The 24373-nt window shown below is 47.5% G+C and carries 20 protein-coding genes, 1 rRNA gene and 1 riboswitch; of the genes, 1 reads left to right on the forward strand and 20 read right to left on the reverse strand.

All coding sequences use genetic code 11. From position 1 onward, the window contains the following. Positions 1-7 precede the first annotated feature (7 nt). The 17 genes from purD to FE296_RS06260 all read right to left on the reverse strand — a co-directional run bounded on the left by purD (position 8) and on the right by FE296_RS06260 (position 18747). Positions 8-1273 carry a phosphoribosylamine--glycine ligase gene (gene purD, locus FE296_RS06185; RefSeq protein WP_150364516.1) on the reverse strand — a complete coding sequence of 422 codons (1266 nt, stop codon included), beginning with the start codon at positions 1271-1273 and terminating at the stop codon, positions 8-10. 130 nt (positions 1274-1403) lie between these two features. After that, positions 1404-2951 (reverse strand): bifunctional phosphoribosylaminoimidazolecarboxamide formyltransferase/IMP cyclohydrolase, encoded by a 1548-nt coding sequence (gene purH, locus FE296_RS06190; protein WP_124118552.1) that lies wholly within the window; start codon positions 2949-2951, stop codon positions 1404-1406. Positions 2952-3246: 295 nt separating this feature from the next. Continuing rightward, the gene (purN, locus tag FE296_RS06195; RefSeq protein WP_124118551.1) at positions 3247-3864 is read right to left on the reverse strand and encodes a phosphoribosylglycinamide formyltransferase; all 618 of its coding nucleotides are present in this window, start codon (positions 3862-3864) and stop codon (positions 3247-3249) included. Beyond that, on the reverse strand, positions 3864-4904 hold the full coding sequence (gene purM, locus FE296_RS06200; protein ID WP_150364517.1) for a phosphoribosylformylglycinamidine cyclo-ligase: 1041 nt from the start codon (positions 4902-4904) through the stop codon (positions 3864-3866). Before purM ends, purN begins: the two co-directional genes overlap by 1 nt. 129 nt (positions 4905-5033) lie before the next feature. Next, entirely contained in the window at positions 5034-5471 is a 438-nt protein-coding gene (locus FE296_RS06205) for an immunity 26/phosphotriesterase HocA family protein (protein WP_124118549.1), read from the reverse strand. A gap of 9 nt (positions 5472-5480) precedes the next feature. Next, on the reverse strand, positions 5481-6959 hold the full coding sequence (gene purF / locus FE296_RS06210; RefSeq protein ID WP_150364518.1) for an amidophosphoribosyltransferase: 1479 nt from the start codon (positions 6957-6959) through the stop codon (positions 5481-5483). Continuing rightward, positions 6944-9187, reverse strand: a complete 2244-nt coding sequence (gene purL, locus FE296_RS06215) for a phosphoribosylformylglycinamidine synthase subunit PurL (RefSeq protein ID WP_150364519.1) — start codon at positions 9185-9187, stop codon at positions 6944-6946. Before purL ends, purF begins: the two co-directional genes overlap by 16 nt. After that, positions 9165-9854, reverse strand: a complete 690-nt coding sequence (gene purQ / locus FE296_RS06220) for a phosphoribosylformylglycinamidine synthase subunit PurQ (RefSeq protein ID WP_150364520.1) — start codon at positions 9852-9854, stop codon at positions 9165-9167. Before purQ ends, purL begins: the two co-directional genes overlap by 23 nt. Positions 9855-9858: 4 nt before the next feature. Further along, on the reverse strand, positions 9859-10104 hold the full coding sequence (gene purS, locus FE296_RS06225) for a phosphoribosylformylglycinamidine synthase subunit PurS (protein ID WP_017690695.1): 246 nt from the start codon (positions 10102-10104) through the stop codon (positions 9859-9861). 547 nt (positions 10105-10651) lie between these two features. After that, a complete protein-coding gene (locus tag FE296_RS06230; RefSeq protein WP_150364521.1) occupies positions 10652-11524 on the reverse strand; it encodes a phosphoribosylaminoimidazolesuccinocarboxamide synthase in 873 nt (290 codons plus the stop codon). 253 nt (positions 11525-11777) lie between these two features. Beyond that, complete coding sequence (purB, locus tag FE296_RS06235; protein WP_124118544.1) at positions 11778-13076, reverse strand: adenylosuccinate lyase; 1299 nt, start codon at positions 13074-13076, stop codon at positions 11778-11780. Beyond that, complete coding sequence (gene purK / locus FE296_RS06240; protein WP_223868788.1) at positions 13073-14275, reverse strand: 5-(carboxyamino)imidazole ribonucleotide synthase; 1203 nt, start codon at positions 14273-14275, stop codon at positions 13073-13075. Before purK ends, purB begins: the two co-directional genes overlap by 4 nt. Next, positions 14272-14757 carry a 5-(carboxyamino)imidazole ribonucleotide mutase gene (purE, locus tag FE296_RS06245; protein ID WP_017690699.1) on the reverse strand — a complete coding sequence of 162 codons (486 nt, stop codon included), beginning with the start codon at positions 14755-14757 and terminating at the stop codon, positions 14272-14274. Before purE ends, purK begins: the two co-directional genes overlap by 4 nt. A 194-nt stretch (positions 14758-14951) precedes the next feature. Further along, positions 14952-15053: riboswitch (purine riboswitch) on the reverse strand. A 270-nt stretch (positions 15054-15323) separates the two neighbouring features. After that, positions 15324-15758, reverse strand: a complete 435-nt coding sequence (locus FE296_RS06250) for a universal stress protein (protein WP_047840488.1) — start codon at positions 15756-15758, stop codon at positions 15324-15326. 169 nt (positions 15759-15927) lie between these two features. After that, a complete protein-coding gene (locus FE296_RS06255) occupies positions 15928-16191 on the reverse strand; it encodes a DUF1294 domain-containing protein (RefSeq protein ID WP_150364522.1) in 264 nt (87 codons plus the stop codon). Positions 16192-16317: 126 nt separating this feature from the next. Further along, positions 16318-16455, reverse strand: a complete 138-nt coding sequence (locus FE296_RS32655) for a hypothetical protein (RefSeq protein ID WP_167483854.1) — start codon at positions 16453-16455, stop codon at positions 16318-16320. Positions 16456-16617: 162 nt separating this feature from the next. Beyond that, positions 16618-18747, reverse strand: coding sequence for a DNA topoisomerase III (locus FE296_RS06260; protein WP_150364523.1), 2130 nt, complete (start codon positions 18745-18747; stop codon positions 16618-16620). Positions 18748-19117: 370 nt separating this feature from the next. Between FE296_RS06260 and FE296_RS06265 the strand changes: the two genes are divergently transcribed. After that, entirely contained in the window at positions 19118-21052 is a 1935-nt protein-coding gene (locus FE296_RS06265; RefSeq protein WP_150364524.1) for an amidase family protein, read from the forward strand. 175 nt (positions 21053-21227) lie between these two features. Here FE296_RS06265 and FE296_RS06270 read toward each other — a convergent pair whose 3' ends face one another. From FE296_RS06270 to rrf, 3 genes are all read right to left on the reverse strand, one after another. Further along, the gene (locus FE296_RS06270) at positions 21228-22235 is read right to left on the reverse strand and encodes a ketoacyl-ACP synthase III (RefSeq protein WP_124118541.1); all 1008 of its coding nucleotides are present in this window, start codon (positions 22233-22235) and stop codon (positions 21228-21230) included. Between the two features lie 335 nt (positions 22236-22570). Next, entirely contained in the window at positions 22571-24076 is a 1506-nt protein-coding gene (locus FE296_RS06275) for an alpha/beta hydrolase family protein (protein WP_150364525.1), read from the reverse strand. A 223-nt stretch (positions 24077-24299) separates the two neighbouring features. After that, positions 24300-24373, reverse strand: a 5S ribosomal RNA gene (gene rrf, locus FE296_RS34205); the annotation flags it as partial.

Here is a 24373-nt window from a genome sequence, read left to right on the forward strand (position 1 = left end):
ATTTATTCTATACGAGTGCTTTGGCAGCAATATCCGTCCGCTGATGTTTACCATCAAAATGGATACGCTCAGCCTGTTCATAGGCTTTGTTTCTAGCTTCGGCAATATCCGCACCAAGGCCAACTACGCCCAGGATCCGTCCACCACTCGTGACCCAGCCTCCTGCTTCACTACGTGCTGTACCTGCGTGGAATACCACGGCATCTTGCACTTGATCCAGACCTTCAATGACTACACCTTTGGCATAAGGTCCCGGATAACCTCCTGAAGCAAGCACCACACATACTGCAGCTTCATCACTCCATTCAATCTCAATATCAGCCAGCTTGCCATGGACGGTTGCCCAGAAGATATCGAACAAGTCACTCTTCAGGCGCGGCAATACAACCTGTGTTTCCGGATCACCAAACCGTGCGTTGAACTCAATCGTTTTGGGTTTACCATCTGGTGAAATCATCAGTCCGGCAAACAATACACCCTGGAATGGACGGCCCTCGGACACCATTGCTTTGGCAGTTGGTTTAATGATCGTCTCCACAGCTTCCTCAATGATAGAAGCAGGGATATGTGGCAAAGGTGAGTATGTACCCATACCGCCTGTGTTTGGCCCCTGGTCATTGTCGAATACAGGTTTGTGATCCTGTGCTGCGGCCATCGGACGAACCGTCTCTCCATCAACAAAGGCCAGAATGGACATTTCCTGTCCTGCGAGGAATTCCTCGATGATGACTTTGGCTCCCGCTTCACCAAACACTTTATCCACCATGATGCTGCGAAGTGCCTGATCAGCCTCATCACGGGAATAAGCTACCGTCACACCTTTACCCGCTGCCAATCCATCTGCCTTGATGACAACCGGAATGGCTTGTTCATACAGGTATGCTTGAGCCTGTTCGTAGTTGTCGAATTTCTCATAGGCTGCGGTTGGAATGTTGTACTTGTGCAGCAGGTCCTTCATGAATGTTTTACTTCCCTCAATCTCTGCTGCATTGCGACGAGGTCCGAATACCGGAATACCTGTCGAATCAAATGCATCCACGATCCCATCTGCAAGCGGATCATCCGGACCAATAACTACTAATCCCACTTTAAGCTCTGCAGCAAGAGCCGTTAGTTTATCGAATTCATTTACCGCAATGGCATGACACTCAGCGAGCTGAGCAATACCTGCATTTCCCGGTGCACAGTGAATCTTGTCTACCTTTGGACTCTTCGCCAGCGCCCAGATGATTGCGTGCTCCCGGCCACCGCCGCCTACTACCAGAATATCCATTCGCTCTGTTCCCCCTCCGTGCATAACTGGATTTGTTACGCTACTGCGTATTGAACAACCTAAAAAAGAGGGGGTGTACCATAAGTCATAAGTATGACTGGCGACACCCCTTATTAAACCTTTTTTCGCTCTAGTGTTTGAAGTGACGAACGCCTGTGAAGACCATGGCAATTCCGTATTCATTGGCTACTTTGATGGATTCTTCATCCTTGATCGAACCGCCAGGTTGAATCACCGCTGTAATTCCGGCTTTTGCTGCCAGTTCCAGCGTATCCCCCATTGGGAAGAACGCATCGGATGCCAGAATGGCACCTTTTGCTTGCTCGCCAGCTTGCTCAATCGCAATTTTGGCTGCACCCACACGATTCATTTGTCCAGCACCCACACCTACCGTCATATCATTCGCAGCAAGTACAATCGCGTTGGATTTCACGTGTTTAACTACTTTCCAGCCAAACAACAGCTGTTTCAGTTCTTCTTCCGATGGTGCACGATCAGTTACTACGTTCAGTTCGCTCGCTTCAATGGAGTGCACATCGGACTGTTGCACAATCATACCACCGTCGATGGAAGTTACAACGAATTGGCTCTCCCGTTTACGAGCAGCATTCAGTTCACCCGTTTTGAGCAAACGAATGTTTTTCTTCTTCGTCAGGATATCGAGAGCCTCTTGTGTAAAGTCAGGAGCAAGGACGATTTCCAGGAAAATCTCGCTCAATTTAGCTGCTGTATCGCTGTCGATAATGCGGTTCGCTGCCACAATGCCACCAAAGATAGACGTTGGATCTGCAGCATATGCCTTGCTGTAAGCTTCATAGATACTTGCGCCAATGCCCACGCCACATGGATTCATATGTTTAACCGCGACCACAGCCGGTTCTTCAAATTCTTTTACAATCTGCAATGCTGCGTTCGCATCGTTGATGTTATTGTAAGACAACTCTTTGCCATGCAATTGCTCGGCTGTTGTCAACGTATCTTGAGCAGCCAGCGGTTTGCGGTAGAATGCCGCCTGCTGGTGTGGATTTTCGCCGTAACGCAAATCCTGGAGTTTTTCGTAAGTAACCGTCAGACGCTCTGGCAACGGGTCACCGTTCAGGTTGGAGAGATAGTCAGAAATAACTGCATCGTAAGCCGCTGTATGGCGGAACACTTTTGCCGCAAGCCGTTTGCGTGTTTCGAGAGTGGTATCTCCATTGCTGCGAACTTCTTCAAGCACCTTGCCGTAATCCGCTGTGTCAACCACGACACTAACAAAAGCATGATTTTTTGCAGCAGAACGAAGCATGGTAGGACCACCAATATCGATGTTCTCGATCGCGTCTTCGTACGTCACATCGGGTTTAGCGATAGTATCTTGGAAGGGGTACAGGTTCACGACAACGAGGTCGATATAATCCAGTCCGTTCTCTTCCATCTGGCGCTTATGCTCTTCACTGTCACGAACAGCCAGCAACCCACCATGCACTGCCGGATGCAATGTTTTGACACGTCCGTCCATGATTTCCGGGAATCCGGTCACATCCGAAATTCCGATGACAGGTACGCCTTCCTTCGACAACAGGCTGCTTGTACCTCCTGTCGAAATAATCTCCACACCCATTTGCGACAGCTCGCGGCAAAAGTCCACGATGCCTGTTTTATCCCATACGCTGACCAGCGCTCTTTTGATACTCACAATATGCTCCTCCTTTAATGTCCCATGGCTTCGCGTTTCCTGACGAAACACAGCCGATTTATTTCCCGAGAAATATCACAAAATGCGTACCAATTTTCGACTTCTGTTATATAGTTGATAAATGGATTTTCACACTAAAACACTACGAGTTCAGAACAATCTTTCGATCGCTGTTATTCCTAGATTTTTTTGAACAATTTCTCAATGGTAAAAATCCATTAATAAAGGCGAGCGCTCCGCTTCTCCAGCTTATTTCTGTCCTCTACGTTATTGTGTGAACCAGTTTAGAACTATATCAAACCGGTTTGTAAACAGTGACGTGACGTCCGTCTAATTGAACCAGACCTTGCGCGAACCAAGATACCACTTCAGGATATAGCTGCTGTTCGGCTGCATGAATGGCTTTGCTGATCGTTTCAGGCGTATCCTCTGGCAGAATGGGAACCGGATGCTGGGCAATAATCGGGCCAGTATCCATACCTCCATCTACGAAATGCACAGTCACACCCGTCACTTTCACGCCATACTCAAGTGCCTGTCCAATCGCATCCTTGCCTGCAAATGCCGGCAGCAAGGACGGATGAATATTAATCAACCGCCCTGCGTAACGATCTACCACAACAGAAGTCAACAATCTCATATATCCCGCAAGAACGACCAAGTCGATCTTCTTGGATTCAAGTACTTCCACGATCTCTGCCTCATAAGCTTCACGGGAAGCATAATTTTTCGGAGTAAACAGATGACAATCCACGCCTGCATCCTGTGCCCGCTGCACAACACGTGCAGACGGTTTATCACACACGAGCAGATCTACGGATGCATTCAGCCCACCGTTCCGTACTGCATCGACCAATGACTGAAAGTTAGTCCCTTCACCCGAGGCGAATACAGCTATGCGGTAGTTCGCCATTAAACATCCGCTCCCGTGAAGGTTACTCGCGCATCTCCTTCAGTAACACGGCCAATGATGTACGCTTCTTCACCAGATGCTTTCAGTTGTTGCAGTGCTTCCGCTGCATCTGCTTCATTAACAACCAGTACAAGTCCAACACCCATGTTAAAGGTGGTGAACATGTCACGGTTCGAGACAGCGCCCTTTTCCTGTAACAGGTTGAAGATCGGCAGGATCGGCCAAGAGCCGTAGTCAATATCCACATTCACGTTGCTCGGCAACATACGTGGGATATTCTCGATGAAGCCACCACCTGTAATGTGTGCCATGCCCTTTACTTTTACCTTTTCGAGCAGGGATAACAGGGGTTTAACATAGATCTTCGTAGGTTCCAGCAGGGAATCCCCCAGCTTACGGCCCAGTTCCGCTACTTCATCATGCAGATCAAGTCCCGCATCTTCCAACAAAAGTCTGCGTACCAGCGAGAATCCGTTACTGTGTACACCGCTAGAGGCCAATCCAATCACAGTGTCGCCAGGGGCGATGGTTGTACCGTTGATGATCTTCGCTTTGTCCACGATACCTACCGTGAATCCGGCAATATCGTATTCGCCTTCACTGTACATGCCCGGCATCTCTGCCGTCTCGCCACCAATCAGCGCACAACCCGATTGATGACAGCCTTCAGCGATACCCGCAACTATAGCTTCGATCTTCTCAGGAATAACTTTGTCACATGCCAGATAGTCGAGGAAGAAGAGTGGTTCTGCACCCTGTACCACAATGTCGTTCACACACATGGCTACCGCGTCGATTCCGATGGTATCGTGACGGTCCATGGCAAATGCAATCTTCAGCTTGGTGCCTACGCCATCCGTACCGGATACAAGTACAGGCTCATCGTATTTATCTTTGTTCAAACCGAACAGGGCACCGAATCCACCCAGATCTGTCATCACTTCCGGACGGAAGGTACGCTTCACGTGTTTTTTCATCCGTTCAACCGCTTCATTACCTGCCGCGATATCGACGCCGGCCTTTTTATATGCTTCGGACACAACCATCACACCCTTCGTATCTTATAAAAATTGAACCAGCGTATTAACACGTACCTCTTCGATGACTGAACAACCTTTCGATTGCCGTTATCTCCAGATTCTATCGTGTCAATGTTAAGTCCAACATACCTATCCTTGCTCCATCTCTAACAGATGGTTTTGTACCAATTCAAACCCGGCTACGCCGAGCGTATTAAACTGACTATACTCTTCTATCGGGAGGTTACGAATGTACTCATCACCGCAGTATAAATGTCCGGCACACTGAAACACTTTCAGTTCTTCCTTTTCGGGCGTCAAAGGTGTGTTACCCACGATCCTCCACGATCCGTTTCGGATATTGGCCGGAGAAGTAAATATGATGTTGCTTCTACGGTTCCCAAAGGAATAGAAGAGAAATTCGCCATCTTCCAACCTTACGGTTTCGTCACGCTGAATGCTCATCACGCCGAACGAAAATGTCTTTTTAAAACGGCCTTCAAGTGCGCATACCACCTGGCATACCGCAAACCGGCCATCCTTCATCGGAATCAGGAACACGTCACCTTCGTTATAACTCTTTCTCATCTGCTTGGATTAACAGCTGCAGCCGAATTTTTCTTCGCCGCCAAAGTCGAGGCGGGTTGGGTAATCATTATCAAAACATGCGAGGCAAAGCCCGCCCTTGGGATCATCCTGATTATCTCCCTGAATCGATGCAATCAGTCCATCGGGACTGAGGAACTCCAAGGAGTCCGCATTAATTTCACGACAGATTTCTTCCACCGACAGCTGTGAGGCGATCAATTCGCGGCTGTCCGGTGTATCGATGCCATAGAAACAAGGGTTTTTGAAAGGTGGTGATGTAATACGCACATGCACTTCCGTTGCTCCTGCATCACGCAGCATATTTACGATCCGTCGTGAAGTGGTTCCCCGTACAATGGAGTCGTCAATCATAACCACCCGTTTGCCTTCCACAACGCGACGCACAGCACTCAGCTTCATCTTCACGCCTTGCTCCCGCAGTTCCTGGCTTGGCTGGATAAATGTACGTCCGGTGTATTTGTTCTTGATCATACCCATCTCATACGGAATGCCTGTCTGTTCAGCGTATCCAATCGCCGCCGAGATACTGGAATCTGGTACCCCCGTAACCAAGTCCGCATCTACAAACGACTCAATTGCCATGCGGCTTCCCATCCGTTTACGGGCAGCATGTTGGTTCGCACCATTCATATCACTATCCGGACGAGCAAAATATATATATTCCATCGCACATAATGCCTTGCGGTGTTTGTGATGATCGAAGCGATCTTCATGCAGTCCATCTGCATCCAGCACAAGCAGTTCACCGGGTTCAATATCACGAATTAACTCTGCGCCGATTGTTTCCAGTGCACACGTCTCGGAAGCAAACAGATATGCATCACCGAGCTTACCCATCGTGAGCGGACGAAGTCCGTGTGGATCGGAAGCTACGAGCAGCTTGTCATTGGTCATGATCAGAAACGCATAACCGCCGACAATGCGCTGGAACGCCTCTTTTGCAGCTTCGACAAGTCCTTTGGAGGATCGTGCAATCAGATGCGCAATAACCTCGGTATCACTCGTTGTTCGGAAAATGGAACCGCTCTGCTCGAGTTCACGCCGGATCGTTGGTGCATTCACAATGTTTCCGTTGGTTGCTACTGCCAAATCGCCATCACGGTATTTGAATACCAATGGCTGTGCGTTCGTCAGTTTACTGTCACCGCTTGTTGAATACCGGACATGCCCAATGGAAATATCCCCGGTTAACGTCTGCATCAGATCTTTGGTGAATACTTCTTTCACCAGACCCATGCCGCGATGATAGTTAAACTGGCTGCCATCACTCACACACATGCCCGCACTTTCTTCGCCCCGATGTTGCAGTGCATGCAGTCCATAATAGGAGAGTGAAGCCGCGTCAGGGTGTCTATACACCCCGAACACGCCACATTCTTCCTTCAATTTGTCGAGTCCTTCCTTGCCGGACCCTTCATTATAATAATCGCCTGTCCACAACGGTCCTGTCGTCAGTTCATGAGACATGGAATCGCATCCTCCCAGACCTGAGCCAAACCTCCTACAGGTTCGCTCACGGCTGATGTTCCGTTCAGTTCAATCGTCAGGTTACTTCCTTCTACACGTCCAATCACAGCTACAGGTACACCGCGCTCACGTACAAATGCTTCAAGTTTACCCGCTTGCTCTGGCGTAGCCGACAACAAGATACGGGATTGACTCTCACTGAACAGGGCGTGATCTGCGCGCAGTTCAGTCTCCACATTCACCTGTGCGCCTACGTTACCGCTAATACAAGACTCTGCGAGTGCTACAGCCAAGCCGCCTTCAGACAAGTCATGTGCCGAGCGAACGAGACCGGATTGAATAGCTTCCAGCACCGTGCTGAGCAACGCTTTTTCAGTCTGCAAGTTCAGTTCTGGCGGACGACCTTCGGTCTGTCCATGAACCGCGTATTGCAGCTCGCTACCGCCTAATTCAGCTTTTGTCTCACCGAGGAGGATGATCACATCACCTTCGGATTTGAATGCTTGTGTCGTGATATGATCCGTATCATGAACGAGACCTACCATACCGACAACTGGCGTTGGATAGATGGAGCCTTTGGCGTTTTCATTGTACAGACTTACGTTACCACCGATGACCGGCGTATCCAGCACACGGCAAGCTTCTGCCATACCGTCTACCGCTTTCTCCATTTGCCAGAAAATATCCGGCTTCTCCGGGTTACCGAAGTTCAGGTTGTCCGTAATTGCCAGTGGCTCTGCACCAGAACATACAATGTTACGTGCGGCTTCACTCACGGCAATCCGTCCGCCAACTTCAGGATCAAGGTATACATAACGTCCATTACAGTCCGTTGTCATCGCGAGACCTTTGCGTGTGCCACGAATCGTAACTACCGCTGCATCCGAACCTGGACGAACGGCAGTGCTTGTACGCACCATGTAGTCGTATTGATCATACACCCATTTCTTACTTGCTACCGTTGGTGAAGCCAGTACTTGTTTCAGCGCTCCGCCGAGATCCGACACTTCGTCGTAACGAAGCGTGTCGATGGAAGCACTTTGTTCGTAGTATGCAGGCACAGAAGAAGGTTTGTCATACACCGGACATTCGTCAACCAGCGCCGTTACTGGCATATCCCCTACCACTTCGCCGTGGTGGATCAGTTTCAGACGACCATCATCCGTTACTTTACCAACTTTGGCACAGATTACGCCCCAACGTTCAAAGATTTCCATCGCCTGCGCCTCATCCTTGGGCTCAACGACGAACAACATACGCTCCTGAGACTCGGACAGCATCATCTCATAAGGTGTCATGCCTTCTTCACGTTGTGGCACCTGATCCAGATACAATTCCAGACCGTTACCCGCTTTACTTGCCATCTCTGCACTTGAACATGTCAGACCCGCAGCGCCCATATCCTGAATTCCGAGCACGATTCCCGTGTCGATTAATTCCAGACAGGATTCCATGACCAGTTTCTCCATAAACGGATCACCGACCTGAACCGCTGTCCGTTGGGACTCGGATTCTTCTGTCAGCTCAACGGATGCAAACGTTGCACCGTGGATACCGTCACGACCTGTTGGTGGCCCTACATAATAAACCGGGTTACCTACACCTTTGGCTACACCGCGCTGAATCTTGTCATGATCAATCAGACCCACACACATGGCGTTAACCAGCGGATTGCCTTCGTAGCTCTCGTCAAACATGACTTCGCCCGCAACGGTAGGAATACCGATACAGTTACCATATCCCGCAATACCGGCTACGACATGCTCGAACAAATATTTAACACGATCGCTCTCCAGCTTGCCGAAACGAAGAGAGTTCAGCAATGCAACCGGTCTTGCGCCCATGGAGAAAATATCACGGATAATGCCGCCCACACCTGTTGCCGCGCCTTGATAAGGTTCAACGGCGGAAGGATGGTTATGGCTTTCAATTTTGAATACAACGGCCTGGTTATCACCGATATCTACGATACCGGCACCTTCACCAGGTCCCATCAGGACACGTGGTCCAGTGGTTGGAAAACGGCGCAGCAATGGCTTGGAGTTTTTATAAGCACAATGCTCGGACCACATTACACTGAACACACCAATTTCCGTGTAGTTTGGCTTGCGGCCCATGAACTCACAGATCAGCTCATACTCGCTGTCAGACACGCCCATTTGTGCGTAAAGTTTATGTTCTGCGACCTGTTCTGCTGTCGGTTCCTTAGCGGATAGCTGCTGCGTCATGCCGATCCCTCCATGCTTTCAAAATAGATGTAAACATACGTTTGCCGTCTTCCGAACCCAACAGTGAATCCACTGCACGCTCTGGATGCGGCATCATGCCGACCACGTTTCCAGCCTCGTTACAAACTCCTGCAATATCACCCAGGGAACCGTTCGGGTTGGTACCATACGTGAATACGATTTGGTTGTTCGTTTGCAGACTCGCGAGCGTCTCCTCGTCGCAATAATAGTTGCCTTCACCGTGAGCAATCGGGATGATAATTTCTTCGCCCGGTGCATAATCACGTGTAAATGGTGTATCTGCATTCGCCACTTTCAATACTGTATCGTGACAACGGAATTTCAGGGAAGTATTACGAATCAATGCACCTGGAAGCAATCCCGCTTCCGTCAGGATCTGGAATCCGTTGCAAATACCCAAAATGTATTTACCTTGTTCAGCAGCTTTCGCTACCTCGTTCATTACCGGTGCAAAGCGGGAAATTGCTCCGCAACGCAAGTAGTCACCATAAGAGAAACCACCCGGAACTAAAATACAATCATAAGCCGAAAGATCTGTAGCCGTGTGCCATACATAATCAACCTCTTGTCCAATCGCATCTTCCACTGCCTTGTAACAGTCGATGTCACAGTTGGAGCCAGGGAACACAAGAACTGCAAATTTCATGAGATTAACCCTCCAATTCGTAGCGGTAATCTTCAACAACGGTGTTGGCCAGCAGCTTTTCACACATGACTTTCAATCGTTTCTCCGCTTCCGCACGATCTGTTGTATCCAGGTTCAGTTCCATGACTTTACCGATCCGTACACTTTCCACTTCGTTGAATCCCATTGAATGCAGGGCTCCTTGAACAGCTACGCCTTGCGGGTCGAGTACGCTTTGCTTAATAGTGACATATACGGTTGCTTTGATCATGATCCTTATGTTCCTCCTCAGTAATGAACGGGATAAATGCTTTACGCTGTTAAAAATGGGGGTTGGAGCTTGCTCCGGGGCGGATTGTTCTTTCCGGTCGCTTGTTGTCCCCAGGTTTTTTGATTGTTTTGAACAGCTGTGCGGTCAAAACCTGGGAACAAAGGCGAACGCTATCGCTCCTTTAAGAACAATTCCGCCCCTCCGCTAGTCCATGCGACGTTTTTTAAAGGCCTAAACCTTTTACGTTGCACGGTGTGTAATGGTCGAGACTGACCATTACGTGAAAACAATTAATGGTCTTTAAGTTACTTTAGTAACCTTATTATTTTTATATTTGTAGACTTCCTGTATGTGAAGAGAAGTCTTTGGCTTAATTGCCTCACCCACCAGTTTGAACACTGGCGGAGGGAAAGATTTGAGCTAGAGAAACGAAGTGCTCGCCTTTGCAACCGGAATGTTTCCTTTTGAAAAAAGGATACGATCAGAACATTCCGGGGGCAACAGCGATCGAAAGCCAAACTTTCCCGTAGCTCGCGCTCAAACGTTATTATTTCGTTAAACGGTTATAAATATCGACGTATCTTGCGGTTGTTGCTTCAACTACCTCTTGTGGGAGTGGATCAGGTTTACTGTTTTTGTCCCAATCGGTTCCGGCAAGGTAGGTGCGCACTGGCTCTTTATCCATGCTGTCGATCTCGATGTCGAGTTCATAATTCTCTTTGGCCCAGAAGCGTGAAGCATCAGGGGTGAAGATTTCGTCAATCAGGATGACCTTGCCATCCACGATGCCGAACTCGAATTTGCAGTCTGCCAGAATGATGCCACGCTGATCACAATAATCACGCGCGAATTCGTACAGGCGCAAGCTTTTTTCCTGAAGCTCCATTGCAAGTCCGTCTCCCACGAGTTCTTTCATGCGATCCATCGGGATGTCCTCGTCGTGCCCTACATCATTTTTGGCTGCCGGGGTGAAAATGGGAACTTCGAGCTTGGCGTTCTTGCGCAGTCCTTCAGGCAGTTTAATGCCATTCACTTCACCGCTTGTCTCATATTGTCTCCATCCCCCACCAGTGATGTATCCACGCACGACACACTCAATATCAATGCGTTCAGCTTTGCGGGTTACCATGATGCGGTCTTTAAGCAATTCTGGGTCTGTGATGAGATCACCCAGTTGATTCACATCGGTATGAACGACGTGATTCTCCATCATGCTGCCTGTCAGCTCAAACCAGAAACTGCTGAGTTTGTTCAGTACGTTTCCTTTCTCGGGAACTGCCGGGTCCAGCACATAATCAAATGCCGAGATTCGGTCAGTAACCACGATCAGAAAATGTTCACCCAGATCGTACAATTCACGTACTTTTCCTTTATATAACAGAGGTGCTTTAACGAGATCTGCCGCAGTGGACAGTGCCATGGGCTCACCTTCTTTCAGGAGATGTAAAGTATACGTCCAATTCCCCTCATCACGCGGGGCCACTCCGAATGCAGAACAACCTTCCGATCGCTGTTATCCCCGGATTTTTCTGATCCCCTTTCTCAAGGGGAAAATCCTGTGATAAAGGCGAGCGCTTTGCTTCTTCAGGTTTTTTCTGCCTTCTCCGTTCCAGCGTGAACACATAATTAACCTATACTTTTTAGGGAGTAGACTAATTCAAAGCCTTATTATATTAATCGTTCAAACCGAGTTTTTTGAAGATGGTGTCTACGTGCTTCAGGTGCCATGACGGGTTGAACGCATCTGCGATTTCCTCTTCATTCAGCACTTCGGTGATTTCCGGGGTGGATTTCACGATATCCTGGAACTGACGTTGTTCTTCCCATGCTTGCATCGCACGTGGTTGAACGGTATCGTATGCTTGCTCGCGGCTGAAACCTTTGTCGATCAGTTTTGTCATGATACGACCGGAGAATGGTACCCCGTAGGTGCGCTCCATGTTGCGTTTCATGTTTTCAGGGAAAACCGTCAGGTTCTTCACGATGTTGCCAAAACGGTTCAGCATGTAGTTCAGCAGCATCGTTGCATCCGGCAGAATGATACGTTCTACGGAAGAATGTGAGATGTCGCGTTCATGCCAGAGCGTTACGTTCTCGTATGCTGATACCATATGTCCGCGAATGACGCGAGACAAGCCAGAGATGTTTTCACTACCGATCGGGTTACGCTTGTGCGGCATCGCGGAAGATCCTTTTTGACCTTTAGCAAAAGCTTCTTCCACTTCACGGAATTCACTCTTCTGCAGTGCACGTACCTCTGTTGCGAACTTGTCCAGGGACGTGGCGATCAACGCCAGTGTAGCCATATATTCTGCGTGACGGTCACGTTGCAATGTTTGAGTCGAGATCGGCGCTGGCTTTGTGCCCAGCTTCTCGCAGACAAACTCTTCAACAAACGGATCGATGTTCGCATATGTTCCTACTGCGCCTGAGATTTTGCCGTATTGTACATTGTCTGCTGCATGACGGAAACGCTCCAGGTTCCGTTTCATCTCTTCATGCCACAACGCCATTTTCAGTCCAAATGTTGTTGGCTCCGCATGTACCCCGTGCGTACGTCCCATCATTGGTGTGTGCTGATAAGCCAGTGCTTTTTCACGAAGAATTTCAATGAAATTCATGATATCCTTTTCCAGAATCTCATTCGCTTGACGCAGTACATAACCCAGAGCCGTATCCACGACATCTGTGGAAGTCAGTCCGTAGTGCACCCATTTTCGCTCCGCACCCAGACTTTCAGATACCGTACGTGTAAATGCGATAACGTCATGACGTGTTTCCTTTTCAATCTCATAGATGCGGTCGATGTCAAAAGATGCGTTCTGACGAAGCAATGCTGCTTCTTCCTTAGGGATTACACCCAGTTCGGCCCACGCCTCACATGCACAAATTTCAACTTCCAGCCACGATTGGAATTTGTTCTCTTCGGTCCAGATGGCTCTCATTTCGGGTCTGCTATAACGTTCAATCATGAATTTGTATTCCTCCAGAGGTTAGTTTGTTCAATCCATTGCAATCCTTCTTCAACATCCTGACAGAGCAGATTCACATGCCCCATCTTCCGTCCTGTTTTTGCTTCGGTTTTACCATATATGTGAAGCTTGGGAATCACACCGAGTTCTATCGCTTCCGCATCAGGTTGCCCAGTTCTGGCGATAATGCCTTCCAGATGTTCTCCAAGCACATTGACCATAACAACCGGACTCAATAACGAAGTGTCCCCAAGTGGTAATCCGCAGATCGCACGAATATGTTGTTCGAACTGAGAAGTCGCACAAGCTTCCATCGTATAGTGACCGGAATTATGCGGTCTCGGTGCCAGTTCGTTGACGTACAGTCTTCCATCCGCCGCTACAAACAGTTCCACAGCCAGCAACCCAACAGCCTTCATCGATTCTGCTACCGCTGCTGCCAGCTTTTGAGCTTCAATCTGGATATCTGCGGCAACTCTAGCCGGTACAATGGAAGCATGCAAAATGTTATTCACATGAATGTTCTCCGCTGGCGGGAACGTTTTGATCTCCCCATTTGTACTACGCGCTACAACGACCGAAATCTCGCATTCAAACTTGATGAATTGTTCCAGCACCAGTTCCGCACCTGTAGCTGCAAGTTCTTCGTATGCGGCAACAGCCTCACTCGCTTCCCGAATTACACGTTGGCCTTTGCCATCGTAACCTCCAGTCACCGTCTTCAGTACACATGGCACGCCAAGTTCGCTAACAGCAGCTAGCATCGTATCCACACTTGTGATCTCACGATAAGGCGCGACTCTTACACCAGCGGCTTCAATTGCACGTTTTTCACGCAACCGATGTTGTGTGGTGTATAGTAACGCACTTCCTTGCGGAACGTAAGACTCACGTTCGAGCAGCCCAGCGACTTCTGCATCCACATTTTCGAATTCATACGTAATAACATCGCATTGCCGAGCCAGTTCAAGTGCAGCTTTGGCATCGTCATAATCAGCTTCAATCTGACGAGCAACTTGACCACAAGGTGCATCCGCAGCGGGATCAAGAGTAACGAATCGATACCCCATTGCCGTTCCTGCGAGCGTAATCATACGTCCCAGCTGTCCGCCTCCAAGAATGCCAATGGTTGTTTTCCCCGGTAGCAGGACATTTTTCAGCTCTCCTGCTATACCGGGTTGGTTCCCTATACTACTCATAGTTCTTCACTACTTTCGAGTACTTCTTGTTTGATGCGCTCTCTGCGAGCTTCAGAACGACGTTGGACATCCGGGTCAAAAGCACCGATCATTTGAGCTGCCAGCAATCCTGCATTGGTTGCCCCTGCCTTGCCAATCGCCACAGTTGCGACGGGAATACCACCAGGCATCTGAACAATGGACAACAAGGAATCGAGACCGTTTAATGCTTTGGATTGAACCGGTACGCCAATGACTGGAAGCATCGTTTTGGCTGCAACCATGCCGGGTAGATGTGCTGCCCCGCCTGCGCCTGCAATGATCACCTTGAATCCCCGATCAATTGCTTGCTCTGCGTATTCAAACATCAAATCCGGTGTACGATGGGCGGAGACCACCTTTTTCTCATACCCAATCTCCAGCTCGTCTAGCACCTCGCACGCATGTTTCATCGTTTCCCAATCCGACTTGCTGCCCATAATTACAGCGACTTGCAGTGACATGAATACATCCAACTCCCGTCTGAGCTTTTTTGATTACATCTGACTAATAAGGAACTCTTATTACGTGTGAAATGAAAAAATCCGCTACCCGCGAAAACATCACATTTTCTCCGGACACCGGACTCCAAGAAATACGTATCCCTCATTTGGGCATGCCAAAAGGGGGCTTGCTGTCCGCATCTGGTTGCATGCGACTCTCAGCCGTATCTCCTCGTAGTCCGGAAATTTACGGTTCCCGGGTAGATACTTCCGGGCCCTATTCCCGGCGTTATACGAGCAAATATCTATCAAACTATCTTCGTTCATTTTTGTAATCTCTTATTACACATTTCGTTCCTACTCGACCTTATTCTTACCTGATCGACACATCTAACATTCTAACAATCCCCTACAGCTAATGTCAACTTAAAGACGAACATTTAACATATTGACAAATATAATGTTCGGGAATTGCTTCTTTAAATTCGCTTAACCATCCATTTCATCCCATAAAAGAAAGCCGGCTCCTCTTCAATCTCTCGAAGACAACCGGCTTCCTGCTTTTCATTGCGTACACACTTCATCCATTATTTTACGATCAGTACTGGAACCTGAGCATGCTGCACCACATTGTGACTGACACTACCCAAGACAAATTCCCGAATACCACCCAGTCCGCGGCTACCAATAATAATGATATCAGAATCATTTTCTTTGGCAAAATCAAGCAACACTTCCGCTGCCGCTCCTTGAATCAGATCCACATTGGCCGTTACACCCGCAGCCTGAATTCGTTCTTTCGCTTCATCTGTTGTCTGCACCGCCAGATTGTAGTAGTCATTATTAAGCGAAGGTGGCAGTGGAGCCAACCCCTCACCGATGAATACACGCGGGAAATCAAAAGCATGAATGACATCCAGTACTGCATTTGGGGACACTTTCGCTAGCTCAATCGCACGATCAAGTGCTTTATTTGAAGCTTTGGAACCATCATAAGCCACTAATATTTTGGAAAATAACATGTGAATCCCGTCCCTTCCTTTATATGTAGAGCACGCGAAGCAAGCTTCGGTCTGACATGTAATAAACTAACAAAACCATATAACTCCTTAAACGTTCCAGAGCCACAATGAACCATTTATACGAATGAATTTACATATGAACCCACACTATGAACGGTTACGCCTGTGTTCATTGGATAAAGTAACCATAGATTACCGCATTCAAGAATAACAACAACGGAATGCCAATGGTGAAGCTGGGATGTTTAGTCTTATGCCTTTTCCGATACATCGCGATCCAGACTCCCAAAGAACCGCCTATAAATGCTAATAAGAATAACGTCCGTTCGGGTGTACGATCACGACGCTGTTGTGCACGCCTCTTATCATCCGACATCACCAGATAACCAACTACATTAATAAATAAAAACCACAATATAAGTCCGGTTTGCATATAATTCTAGCGATCCCCCTGTCCCGGGACATCTCCCTGTCTCCATTATAGTCCTCATCAGAGACATGTTCAACGCACCGGGTAGGGAACCGGAAATTTGTGTAATAACGCTAACTTCGCTCTGACCTAAGACTCCTGTTTTGGAATACCGTTCAGGCTTGGTACTCTTTTGGCTGCTTTGTCCGGGCGCACAGCGATACTCTCTTCCCGAATACTGTCTTTGTTTTGCTGGTTATGGATTTTCTCTGGTTTGTTATGCGGCATATAGGTATCACCTCCTTGGCTTACGTTGCCTGAAAACGGAGGATCTTATACGACTTTACAAGTATGAATAGAAAAGTCTCAATCAGTTTATTTGGAGTAAATAAGTAAATCATTCACATGGTTCGTAGTGCACGAGGTACGACCTCAACTACCTCAAGCGTGTTACTTTCCCTTTTTCTCCATAGCCGCCTTCAGCAAATCTCCAAGGTTAGACCCAATGGACTCCTGTTTCGCATATTGTTTTACCAGCTTTTGCTGATCGCGTTTGTTCACATGCTGTTTGTCCTTATCCAACGTTTCTGTAATACCACAAGGTAGACATTGTACGTATAACCCCGCCTTGCCTTCTTTGATTTCCATCTTTTTGTGGCACTGCGCACAACGACGATTGGACAATCTTTTCTCTGCCGAACGACGATATCCACAGTCCTCGGTAGGACATACCAGAAACTTGCCTCGCTTGCCTTTCTTCTCCAACAACCGTGCGTTACAGTCCGGGCAATGGCTATTGGACACATTATGTGGCTTGTACTCTGCTTTGCTGCCTTTTACCGTAGACACCAGCTCTTTCGCCATTGAACGAATACTATCCAGGAACGGTCCTGGTTTCCCTTGCCCACGTGCAATTCGTTCCAACTCAGCCTCCCAGCGAGCAGTCAGATCCGGTGTACGAAGCTGCGGAGCAGCCAGTTCAATCAACTGTTTTCCTTTGCCAGTCGGGTGCATGCTGTTGCCTTGACGATCTATTGTATCGGAACTGACCAGCTTCTCGATAATATCCGCACGTGTAGCCGGAGTACCGAGTCCATGCTTTTCCATCTGGGAAAGCAAAGCAGCTTCGGTATACCGTTTGGGCGGCATAGTCCGGCCACTTTTAATATGACAACGCTGAACCGTCACGGACTGTCCTTGCTGCACATCTGGCAAAAGCGCACGCTCATGGTCTGCTGCATCATCAGCACGGTCATCGTCATCATCGCTGTAATCGCCGCCGTATACTTCACGCCATCCACTTTCTTTCACTGTTGTACCTTTGACATGGAAGGAATCATTCCCCACTTGAACCGTGATTGCAACCGAATCGTACTTCGCTGCCGGATAGAACAGGCTGATAAAACGACGTACGATCAGATCGTACAATTTGCGTTCCTCCGGGTTCAATTGATTCAGAAGTACCGTTTGCTCCGTGGGGATAATGGCATGGTGATCGGTCACTTTGCTGTCATCCACAATACGTTTGGTGATATTCAGATTTTTGCGCAGCAAAGGACGTGCCAGAGACGCATAAGGTCCAATGGCTACACTATCCAGACGTTCTTTCAATGTAGCTGTCATGTCGGCAGTCAGGTACCGGCTGTCCGTACGTGGGTACGTCACAAGTTTGTGCTGTTCATACAGACGTTGCAGGACATTTGATGTTTGCTTTGCCGAGAAACCATATTTCCGGTTGGCATCCCGTTGCAGTTCCGTCAGGTCATATGCCAGTGGATGTGGCTCTACTTTCTCACTTTTCTTCACCTGGGCAATCGTGCCCTTGCGCCCGTCTACCCGTTTCTTCAATTCTTGCGTTTCTTGAGGGTCAAAAATTCGTGAATCTCCCCCAGCTGCCCGCCACACAGCCTGAAAACCGCCCAAATCTGCCGTTAACGTCTCATACTCCTGCGAGCGGAAACCATTAATTTCATTTTCTCTATCCATAATCATGCCCAAGGTCGGAGTTTGCACCCGTCCAGCAGACAACTGCGCATTGAAACGAACGGTTAGCGCACGAGTCACGTTAAGTCCAATCATCCAGTCGGCCTCTGCCCGGCAACGTGCTGATTCATAGAGACGGTCGAACTGACTGCCTGGCTTCAGCGAAGCAAATCCGTCTTTGATCGCCTTATCTGTCTGGGATGAAATCCACAGGCGTTTGAACGATTTTTTCCACCCGGCCATCTGCATGATCCAACGGGCCAGCAGTTCTCCCTCACGAGCCGCATCCGTCGCAATGACCAGTTCGCCTACATCCTGACGTTTCATCAGCTGCTGTACTGCTTTATATTGATGGTTGGTCTCTTTAAGTACCTTCAGTTTCGTACGCTCAGGCAGAATGGGCAGGTCCTCCAGATTCCATGTTGCATACTTTTTGTCGTAATCCTCCGGTTCAGCTAATCCAACCAGATGTCCAAGCGCCCAGGTAACGATATATTTCGGGCCTTCCATATAACTTTTATGTTTATCACGCGCACCCATAACTCTGGCTATTTCGCGCGCCACAGACGGTTTTTCTGCGAGTACCAATGTTTTCACTTCATATCTCTTCCTCTCTGGTAGAACGTTATGTCTCTTTTATCCCTATCTTTTCATTATATCATCTCACACTAAAGGTATGCTCTGTCATCTCTACTTCCTCATCTACTCGCATCCTGTAACCTCATGTTTAATCAATATATCGAGTTTGTGTTATATTTCTTTACATTACAGTATGTAATAGTTTTTCTGAGTACATGTAAATAGAAGCATGAATAAGTATTAACACTGTAAAGTATTGTTGTATACGTTTTTTTGGATAAATATAAACCTTGTAAGATTACCTAACATAACTATACAATGTGTCAAAAGCATAGAAACAGAATCGCTGCTAACACATCAATGAGACACAGGAAGGGAGCGTGGATGCATGACTTATCATGGATCTGTATTGAAAAAAAGTGGGGCTTTGTTACTGGCAGGGGCTGTTGTTGCCACAACATGGGGAGGAACAGTGCCTTCGGCATCAGCCGCAACGGCAACGCCTACAAGTAAAACAATAGTAGCTGCTGTATCCAAAGGAAAAGCTCCTGTTACTCCGGCAGCATTTGTTCAGGCCATGGAAGAAGCCGCTACACTTGCAGGTGCTCCTTTTACCATGGACAAGCTCTCCGGAACAACCGTACAACGTAAAGATGCTGCGGTTGCCTTGCAACAATGGCTCAAGCTGGATTCGACTACCGAATCATTCAAGGATGTCCCGGATGAATCCACCTTTGCAGGTGCTGTCGGTGCACTGAACACTGCGGGGTTGATGAAAGGTTATACGGAATCCCTCTTCCTTCCAAATGCTGTACTTACCGAGAATGACCTCTCCATACTGAAAGATCGCATCTATAATTACATAAAACCGTTTGTCCTGGAGGAAGCAACCATCATGGATCTCCAGGCCGCTATGACGCAAGGAAAACTGACATCAAAAGAACTAGTTCAGAAATATCTGGACCGCATTGAAAAATACGATGATCAAGGTGTAAGCATAAATGCCGTATTAACTCTGAACCCGGATGCACTCCAAATTGCGGAGCAATTGGATGAAGAACGTGCAGCCCAAGGTGCCCGCGGACCTCTGCATGGCGTTCCGATTTTGGTGAAAGACAATTTCGATACCAATGACATGCCGACAACCGCAGGCTGTATCTGTCTGAAAGATTCCATTCCTGCTCACGATGCTGAACAAGTGAAGAAACTCAAAGCAGCTGGCGCCATTATTTTGGGCAAAACAAACCTGCATGAATTCGCATTTGGCATCACGACATCCAGTTCATTGGGTGGACAAACGCTTAACCCTTACGCCTTGGACCATTATCCAGGTGGCTCAAGCGGTGGAACAGGTGCAGCCATTGCATCTAACTTTGCCGCAGCCGGCATGGGTACAGACACTGGCGGTTCGATCCGAATCCCATCCAGCTTCAACAGCCTTGTGGGTATCCGCCCAACCATCGGACTGTCCAGCCGTGAAGGCATTATCCCATTGGCTTTGACACAGGATGTAGGTGGACCTATGGCACGTACGGTTAGTGACGCTGCAATCATGTTGGATGCTACAGCCGGATATGATAAAAAGGATGTCGCTACAGCTTACGCGGTTGGAAAAATCCCTTCCAGCTATACAGACTTTCTGGATGTAAACGGACTGAAAGGTGCACGCATCGGTGTGGCCACAGAACTCATCCCAAGTACCAAAGCTGAAGAAAAAGCCGTTGCTGATGTCATCAACACAGCTGTGGAAGAATTGAAGTCACTTGGCGCTACCGCAGTTCCCATTTCTATCCCGAACTTGGCCGAGATCAACAAATACCCAAGCCTTAGTGGATATGAATTCAAGTTCCAGCTGAATGACTATCTGGACTCATTGGGTGCAGATGCTCCATATCACAGTCTGTCCGAGATCATCGCTTCCGGAGAGTTTGATAAGTCCCAAGAACAATCCATGAAGACTCGGGATGCACGCCAAACCTTGGAGACTACCGAATATAAGGACATCGTCCTGAAACGTACCCAATTTACACGTGAATCCTTGCTGAAAGTAATGGCAGATAATAATCTGGATGCCATCATCTATCCTACGTCCACACAAGCCGCTGGTGTTATTGGCGAAGGGCAAAACTCCGGTGGTAACAACCGATTGAGTCCTTTCTCCGGCTTCCCGGCAATTACGGTTCCTGCTGGTTTCACAACCGATGGACTGCCTGTAGGCATGGAATTCCTGGGTCGTGCTTTTGATGAAGGAAACTTGATCAAGCTAGCGTACAGCTACGAACAAGGTACACATCACCGCCAAGCGCCTAAGCTTACGCCGTAAAATATTTACGGGATTAAGCAATTCCGATTAACACAAAAAATAGATGCAATCATATCACTTTTTTTGAAACGAGTTAACCCACTAAAGAGACCACCCTCTTCATGACTGCATGAAGTTTGGGTGGTCTCTTTTATTTTCTCTATTTATTTTTGTATTGCATACCATCATATGTTACTCATTCCTGAACCTTGTCCGGCACGCCCCATTTCAGCACCAGACCTGCGTACGTCAGACCACCACCAAAGCCAAAGAGAGCTACACTCTGTCCTTCTTTCAATTTCCCTTCATCCACTGCAAGCTGTAAAGCAAGCGGAATGGACGCAGCAGATGTGTTCCCACGATACTCTACACTGGTTAGAGTACGTTCCAAAGGAACCGGACCACGTTCGCAAACAGCTTCAATCATTCTCATATTGGCACTATGCGGGACAAACCAGTCAATCTGGTCAGGGCTTAATTCAGCTTTCGTTATCAGCTTATCCAATTGCTCTGGGATCGTCCGTACAGCCCACTTATAAATCTCTCGCCCATTCTGAACAAGGCATCCCTCACCCTGTAAAGGCACACCATTCATCTCAGAAGACAAGCCAGTCTTATAGAGATGTACACCGCCTTCTCCATGTGTACCTGATATGGCTGCCATAAAGTCACCTTCAGCACCCGATGATCTCTCCACCAAGAAGGCCCCCGCTCCATCACCAAACAGTACACAAGTCGTGCGGTCTGTGTAATCCGTAATTTTGGATAATGTCTCTGCTCCAATAACCAGTACTTTGCGGTACATTCCACTGGTCACCAGACTGTCGGCTAGCTGTAGTCCGTAGGTAAAACCTGCGCATGCAGCATTTAAATCCAGTACACCCGTGTGTGGGATCTTAAGATTAGCCTGTACTCTGGATGCCGTACTTGGGAAAGCATATTCAGGTGTACTTGTAGCCACAAGGATCATATCCACATCTTCTACACTTACATCATAACGACGTATCATATCTTCTACAGCCTTCGTAGCCAGGTCAGATACAAATTGATCTTCAGCTGCAATTCGCCGTTCTCTCATGCCTGTACGTTGCACAATCCATTCGTCACTTGTCTCAACTAATTTCTCCAGATCAGCATTCGTTAATATTCGATCCGGTACATACGTCCCCATTGCCGTGATGGTTGCCTTTGATTGATGATTCATACCGGTAGTCACCTCACTTGTTTTTTACCATTATAGCACTAAGTCTTAGTACTTGGTACTAATTTTTTTATAATCTTTACTCAATTTATACTTGGAATCAGTATTACTTTTATCCGCGTGAAGAGATGTTTCTGAACCATTACCCTATTTACGAGCTTTCTATAGACACTTTGTCCTTTTATAAGGGTTACATCAGTCGAATTAAAAATTTGAGGTTAAGGTGAACCTCAATAACGGGGATGGGGGATTGACATTTCTGCTAGCTACGTTTGAAGGAACGGATACAAAATCATATAAAAAACAGGTTATCGCAATATCGACAACCTGTTCCATAATTATAATAGTGGGGTTATGAATTTCACTTCCGGAAACCGACTATCGGGTCCATTCATTAAGATTCCACCCTTTTCTTTCAGATACATATCAAAGAAATCCAGCATATAGGAATTAATAATGAAATTCGCTCTATCGGGCGCAATCTTCCCTGTAATACCCAGAATTTTAAAAATTGGAGAAATGAACTGCACGTCTGTAAAATTTAAATGCTCCCCATTATTGATATATAGAACTTGTCCCCCTGCGGCAACTGTTTTACGCATCCGATCAAGCTCCAACTTTTTGTCTTTCCTTTCTTGATCCACCCACTCTCTTGTATTACCCATACGCTCAAGTTCAACATCCGTGTAGACTTGGTGATCGATCAACATTTTTAATTTTTCGTATCCACTTTCCGAGTTCATGAACAAAATCGGCTTCCTCAGGCCCTCTTTGTCATGCAGACCATAAAGTCCTCCATCAAGGTCTATCCCAGCCTTTATTCGTGGATCGTAAGAAGCATCATAGGCCGTCGCTCCTCCAATGGAATGACCGAACACTCCTATATGACCCACATCCACCCTCCCTTTTAGCTGACTTGGAATTTTCCCCGATTGAATCAGTTCGAATTGGTCAAGCACAAACACCACATCGTCGGTTAACACTTTTCCCAACTTGTCACGGTTTTCTCTTTCTGTTCTGTAATCATGTTCGGGTGAAAACAAATCGCTGGTTGTACTGGTCGTGATTTGACCATCCGGAAACTCGGTTGCAAATGTATTATAGGTGTGGTCGATCACTGCCACGATATATCCGTGACTCGCCAGATTTTCGGCTTGTGACGTGTGAAGAAACCTGGAGGAACCAAAGCCGGGATTTGCAAGAATCAATGGGTATGAGCCCTGAACTGAAGAGACTTCAGTCGCCAAGTAAGCATGACTGGATACATACTTCAGGTGTTGAAAAGTAAACCCGGGGAGACCATAATTCTCCGCCATATAAGATAAGATTCGGGGATTAGGGATAAATGGAGTATACTTCCCAGTGCCAGCTTCAGCCGGATACCACACCTGAACCATTAATTCTCTCTTGCCTGTCTCTGATTTCCCGAATGTCTCCTCCCGGTTTGGATCGACGAAATGAAAGACTTGTGTGCCTACTTTTAACTTGCCAGTTGGTGCTGGAAGGTCAAAAACCGGAAACACATAGTGGAAACAGACTGTTGCGATCAGCCCAATTGCAATAAAAAGCGGACCAAGCACTCTCGGAATTCGGGAGGCTGGCCACACTCCTTTCTGCGTTCGAACAACTTTTATAAGAGAAAACATGAACATCAGGGTCGTAAATCCGTATAAGAATACAAGCTGAATCCTGTATCCTTCAACTAGAAAATGTATCACTAAAATAATAAAGCCGACTCCGCTTGTCATGAGCAAAGCTGTTCTTCGTATACGTTGATTGGGAATGAACAAAAATGCCAATAAACATACACTAGAGAAGAATAATAGGATTTCAAATAACCTCACGCCAACTCCCCCTGAAATTCAACCCCATCGATGGATAGGATTAGTATACAGGAGCTACTAGGTTGATTGTATTGATCTAACTTACAACTGCCTTACAATCGTGTAAGTGAAGTGAGAGGGTCATAAGAAACAGCCCAACAAATGTGAGCTGTTCCTCTTTCATGATCAAATTAGATAAACACAAAAAAGACACACTCGATATGATCAAGTGTGTCCTTCAATTGCTTGGCGGCGTCCTACTCTCCCAGGACCCTGCGGTCCAAGTACCATCGGCGCTAGAGGGCTTAACGGTCGTGT

The organism is Paenibacillus sp. UASWS1643, from assembly GCF_008693195.1.
GTDB classification, from domain to species: domain Bacteria; phylum Bacillota; class Bacilli; order Paenibacillales; family Paenibacillaceae; genus Paenibacillus; species Paenibacillus amylolyticus_B.

Bases quoted from the DNA above. Each gene is read 5' to 3' on its own strand.
- purD (WP_150364516.1), bottom strand. From the start codon at position 1,273: ATGGATATTCTGGTAGTAGGCGGCGGTGGCCGGGAGCACGCAATCATC.
- purN (WP_124118551.1), bottom strand. From the start codon at position 3,864: ATGGCGAACTACCGCATAGCTGTATTCGCCTCGGGTGAAGGGACTAAC.
- FE296_RS06205 (WP_124118549.1), bottom strand. From the start codon at position 5,471: ATGAGAAAGAGTTATAACGAAGGTGACGTGTTCCTGATTCCGATGAAG.
- purF (WP_150364518.1), bottom strand. From the start codon at position 6,959: ATGTCTCATGAACTGACGACAGGACCGTTGTGGACAGGCGATTATTAT.
- purL (WP_150364519.1), bottom strand. From the start codon at position 9,187: ATGACGCAGCAGCTATCCGCTAAGGAACCGACAGCAGAACAGGTCGCA.
- purQ (WP_150364520.1), bottom strand. From the start codon at position 9,854: ATGAAATTTGCAGTTCTTGTGTTCCCTGGCTCCAACTGTGACATCGAC.
- purS (WP_017690695.1), bottom strand. From the start codon at position 10,104: ATGATCAAAGCAACCGTATATGTCACTATTAAGCAAAGCGTACTCGAC.
- FE296_RS06230 (WP_150364521.1), bottom strand. From the start codon at position 11,524: ATGGCACTGTCCACTGCGGCAGATCTCGTTAAAGCACCTCTGTTATAT.
- purB (WP_124118544.1), bottom strand. From the start codon at position 13,076: ATGATTGAACGTTATAGCAGACCCGAAATGAGAGCCATCTGGACCGAA.
- purK (WP_223868788.1), bottom strand. From the start codon at position 14,275: ATGAGTAGTATAGGGAACCAACCCGGTATAGCAGGAGAGCTGAAAAAT.
- purE (WP_017690699.1), bottom strand. From the start codon at position 14,757: ATGTCACTGCAAGTCGCTGTAATTATGGGCAGCAAGTCGGATTGGGAA.
- FE296_RS06250 (WP_047840488.1), bottom strand. From the start codon at position 15,758: ATGTTATTTTCCAAAATATTAGTGGCTTATGATGGTTCCAAAGCTTCA.
- FE296_RS06255 (WP_150364522.1), bottom strand. From the start codon at position 16,191: ATGCAAACCGGACTTATATTGTGGTTTTTATTTATTAATGTAGTTGGT.
- FE296_RS32655 (WP_167483854.1), bottom strand. From the start codon at position 16,455: ATGCCGCATAACAAACCAGAGAAAATCCATAACCAGCAAAACAAAGAC.
- FE296_RS06265 (WP_150364524.1), top strand. From the start codon at position 19,118: ATGACTTATCATGGATCTGTATTGAAAAAAAGTGGGGCTTTGTTACTG.
- FE296_RS06270 (WP_124118541.1), bottom strand. From the start codon at position 22,235: ATGAATCATCAATCAAAGGCAACCATCACGGCAATGGGGACGTATGTA.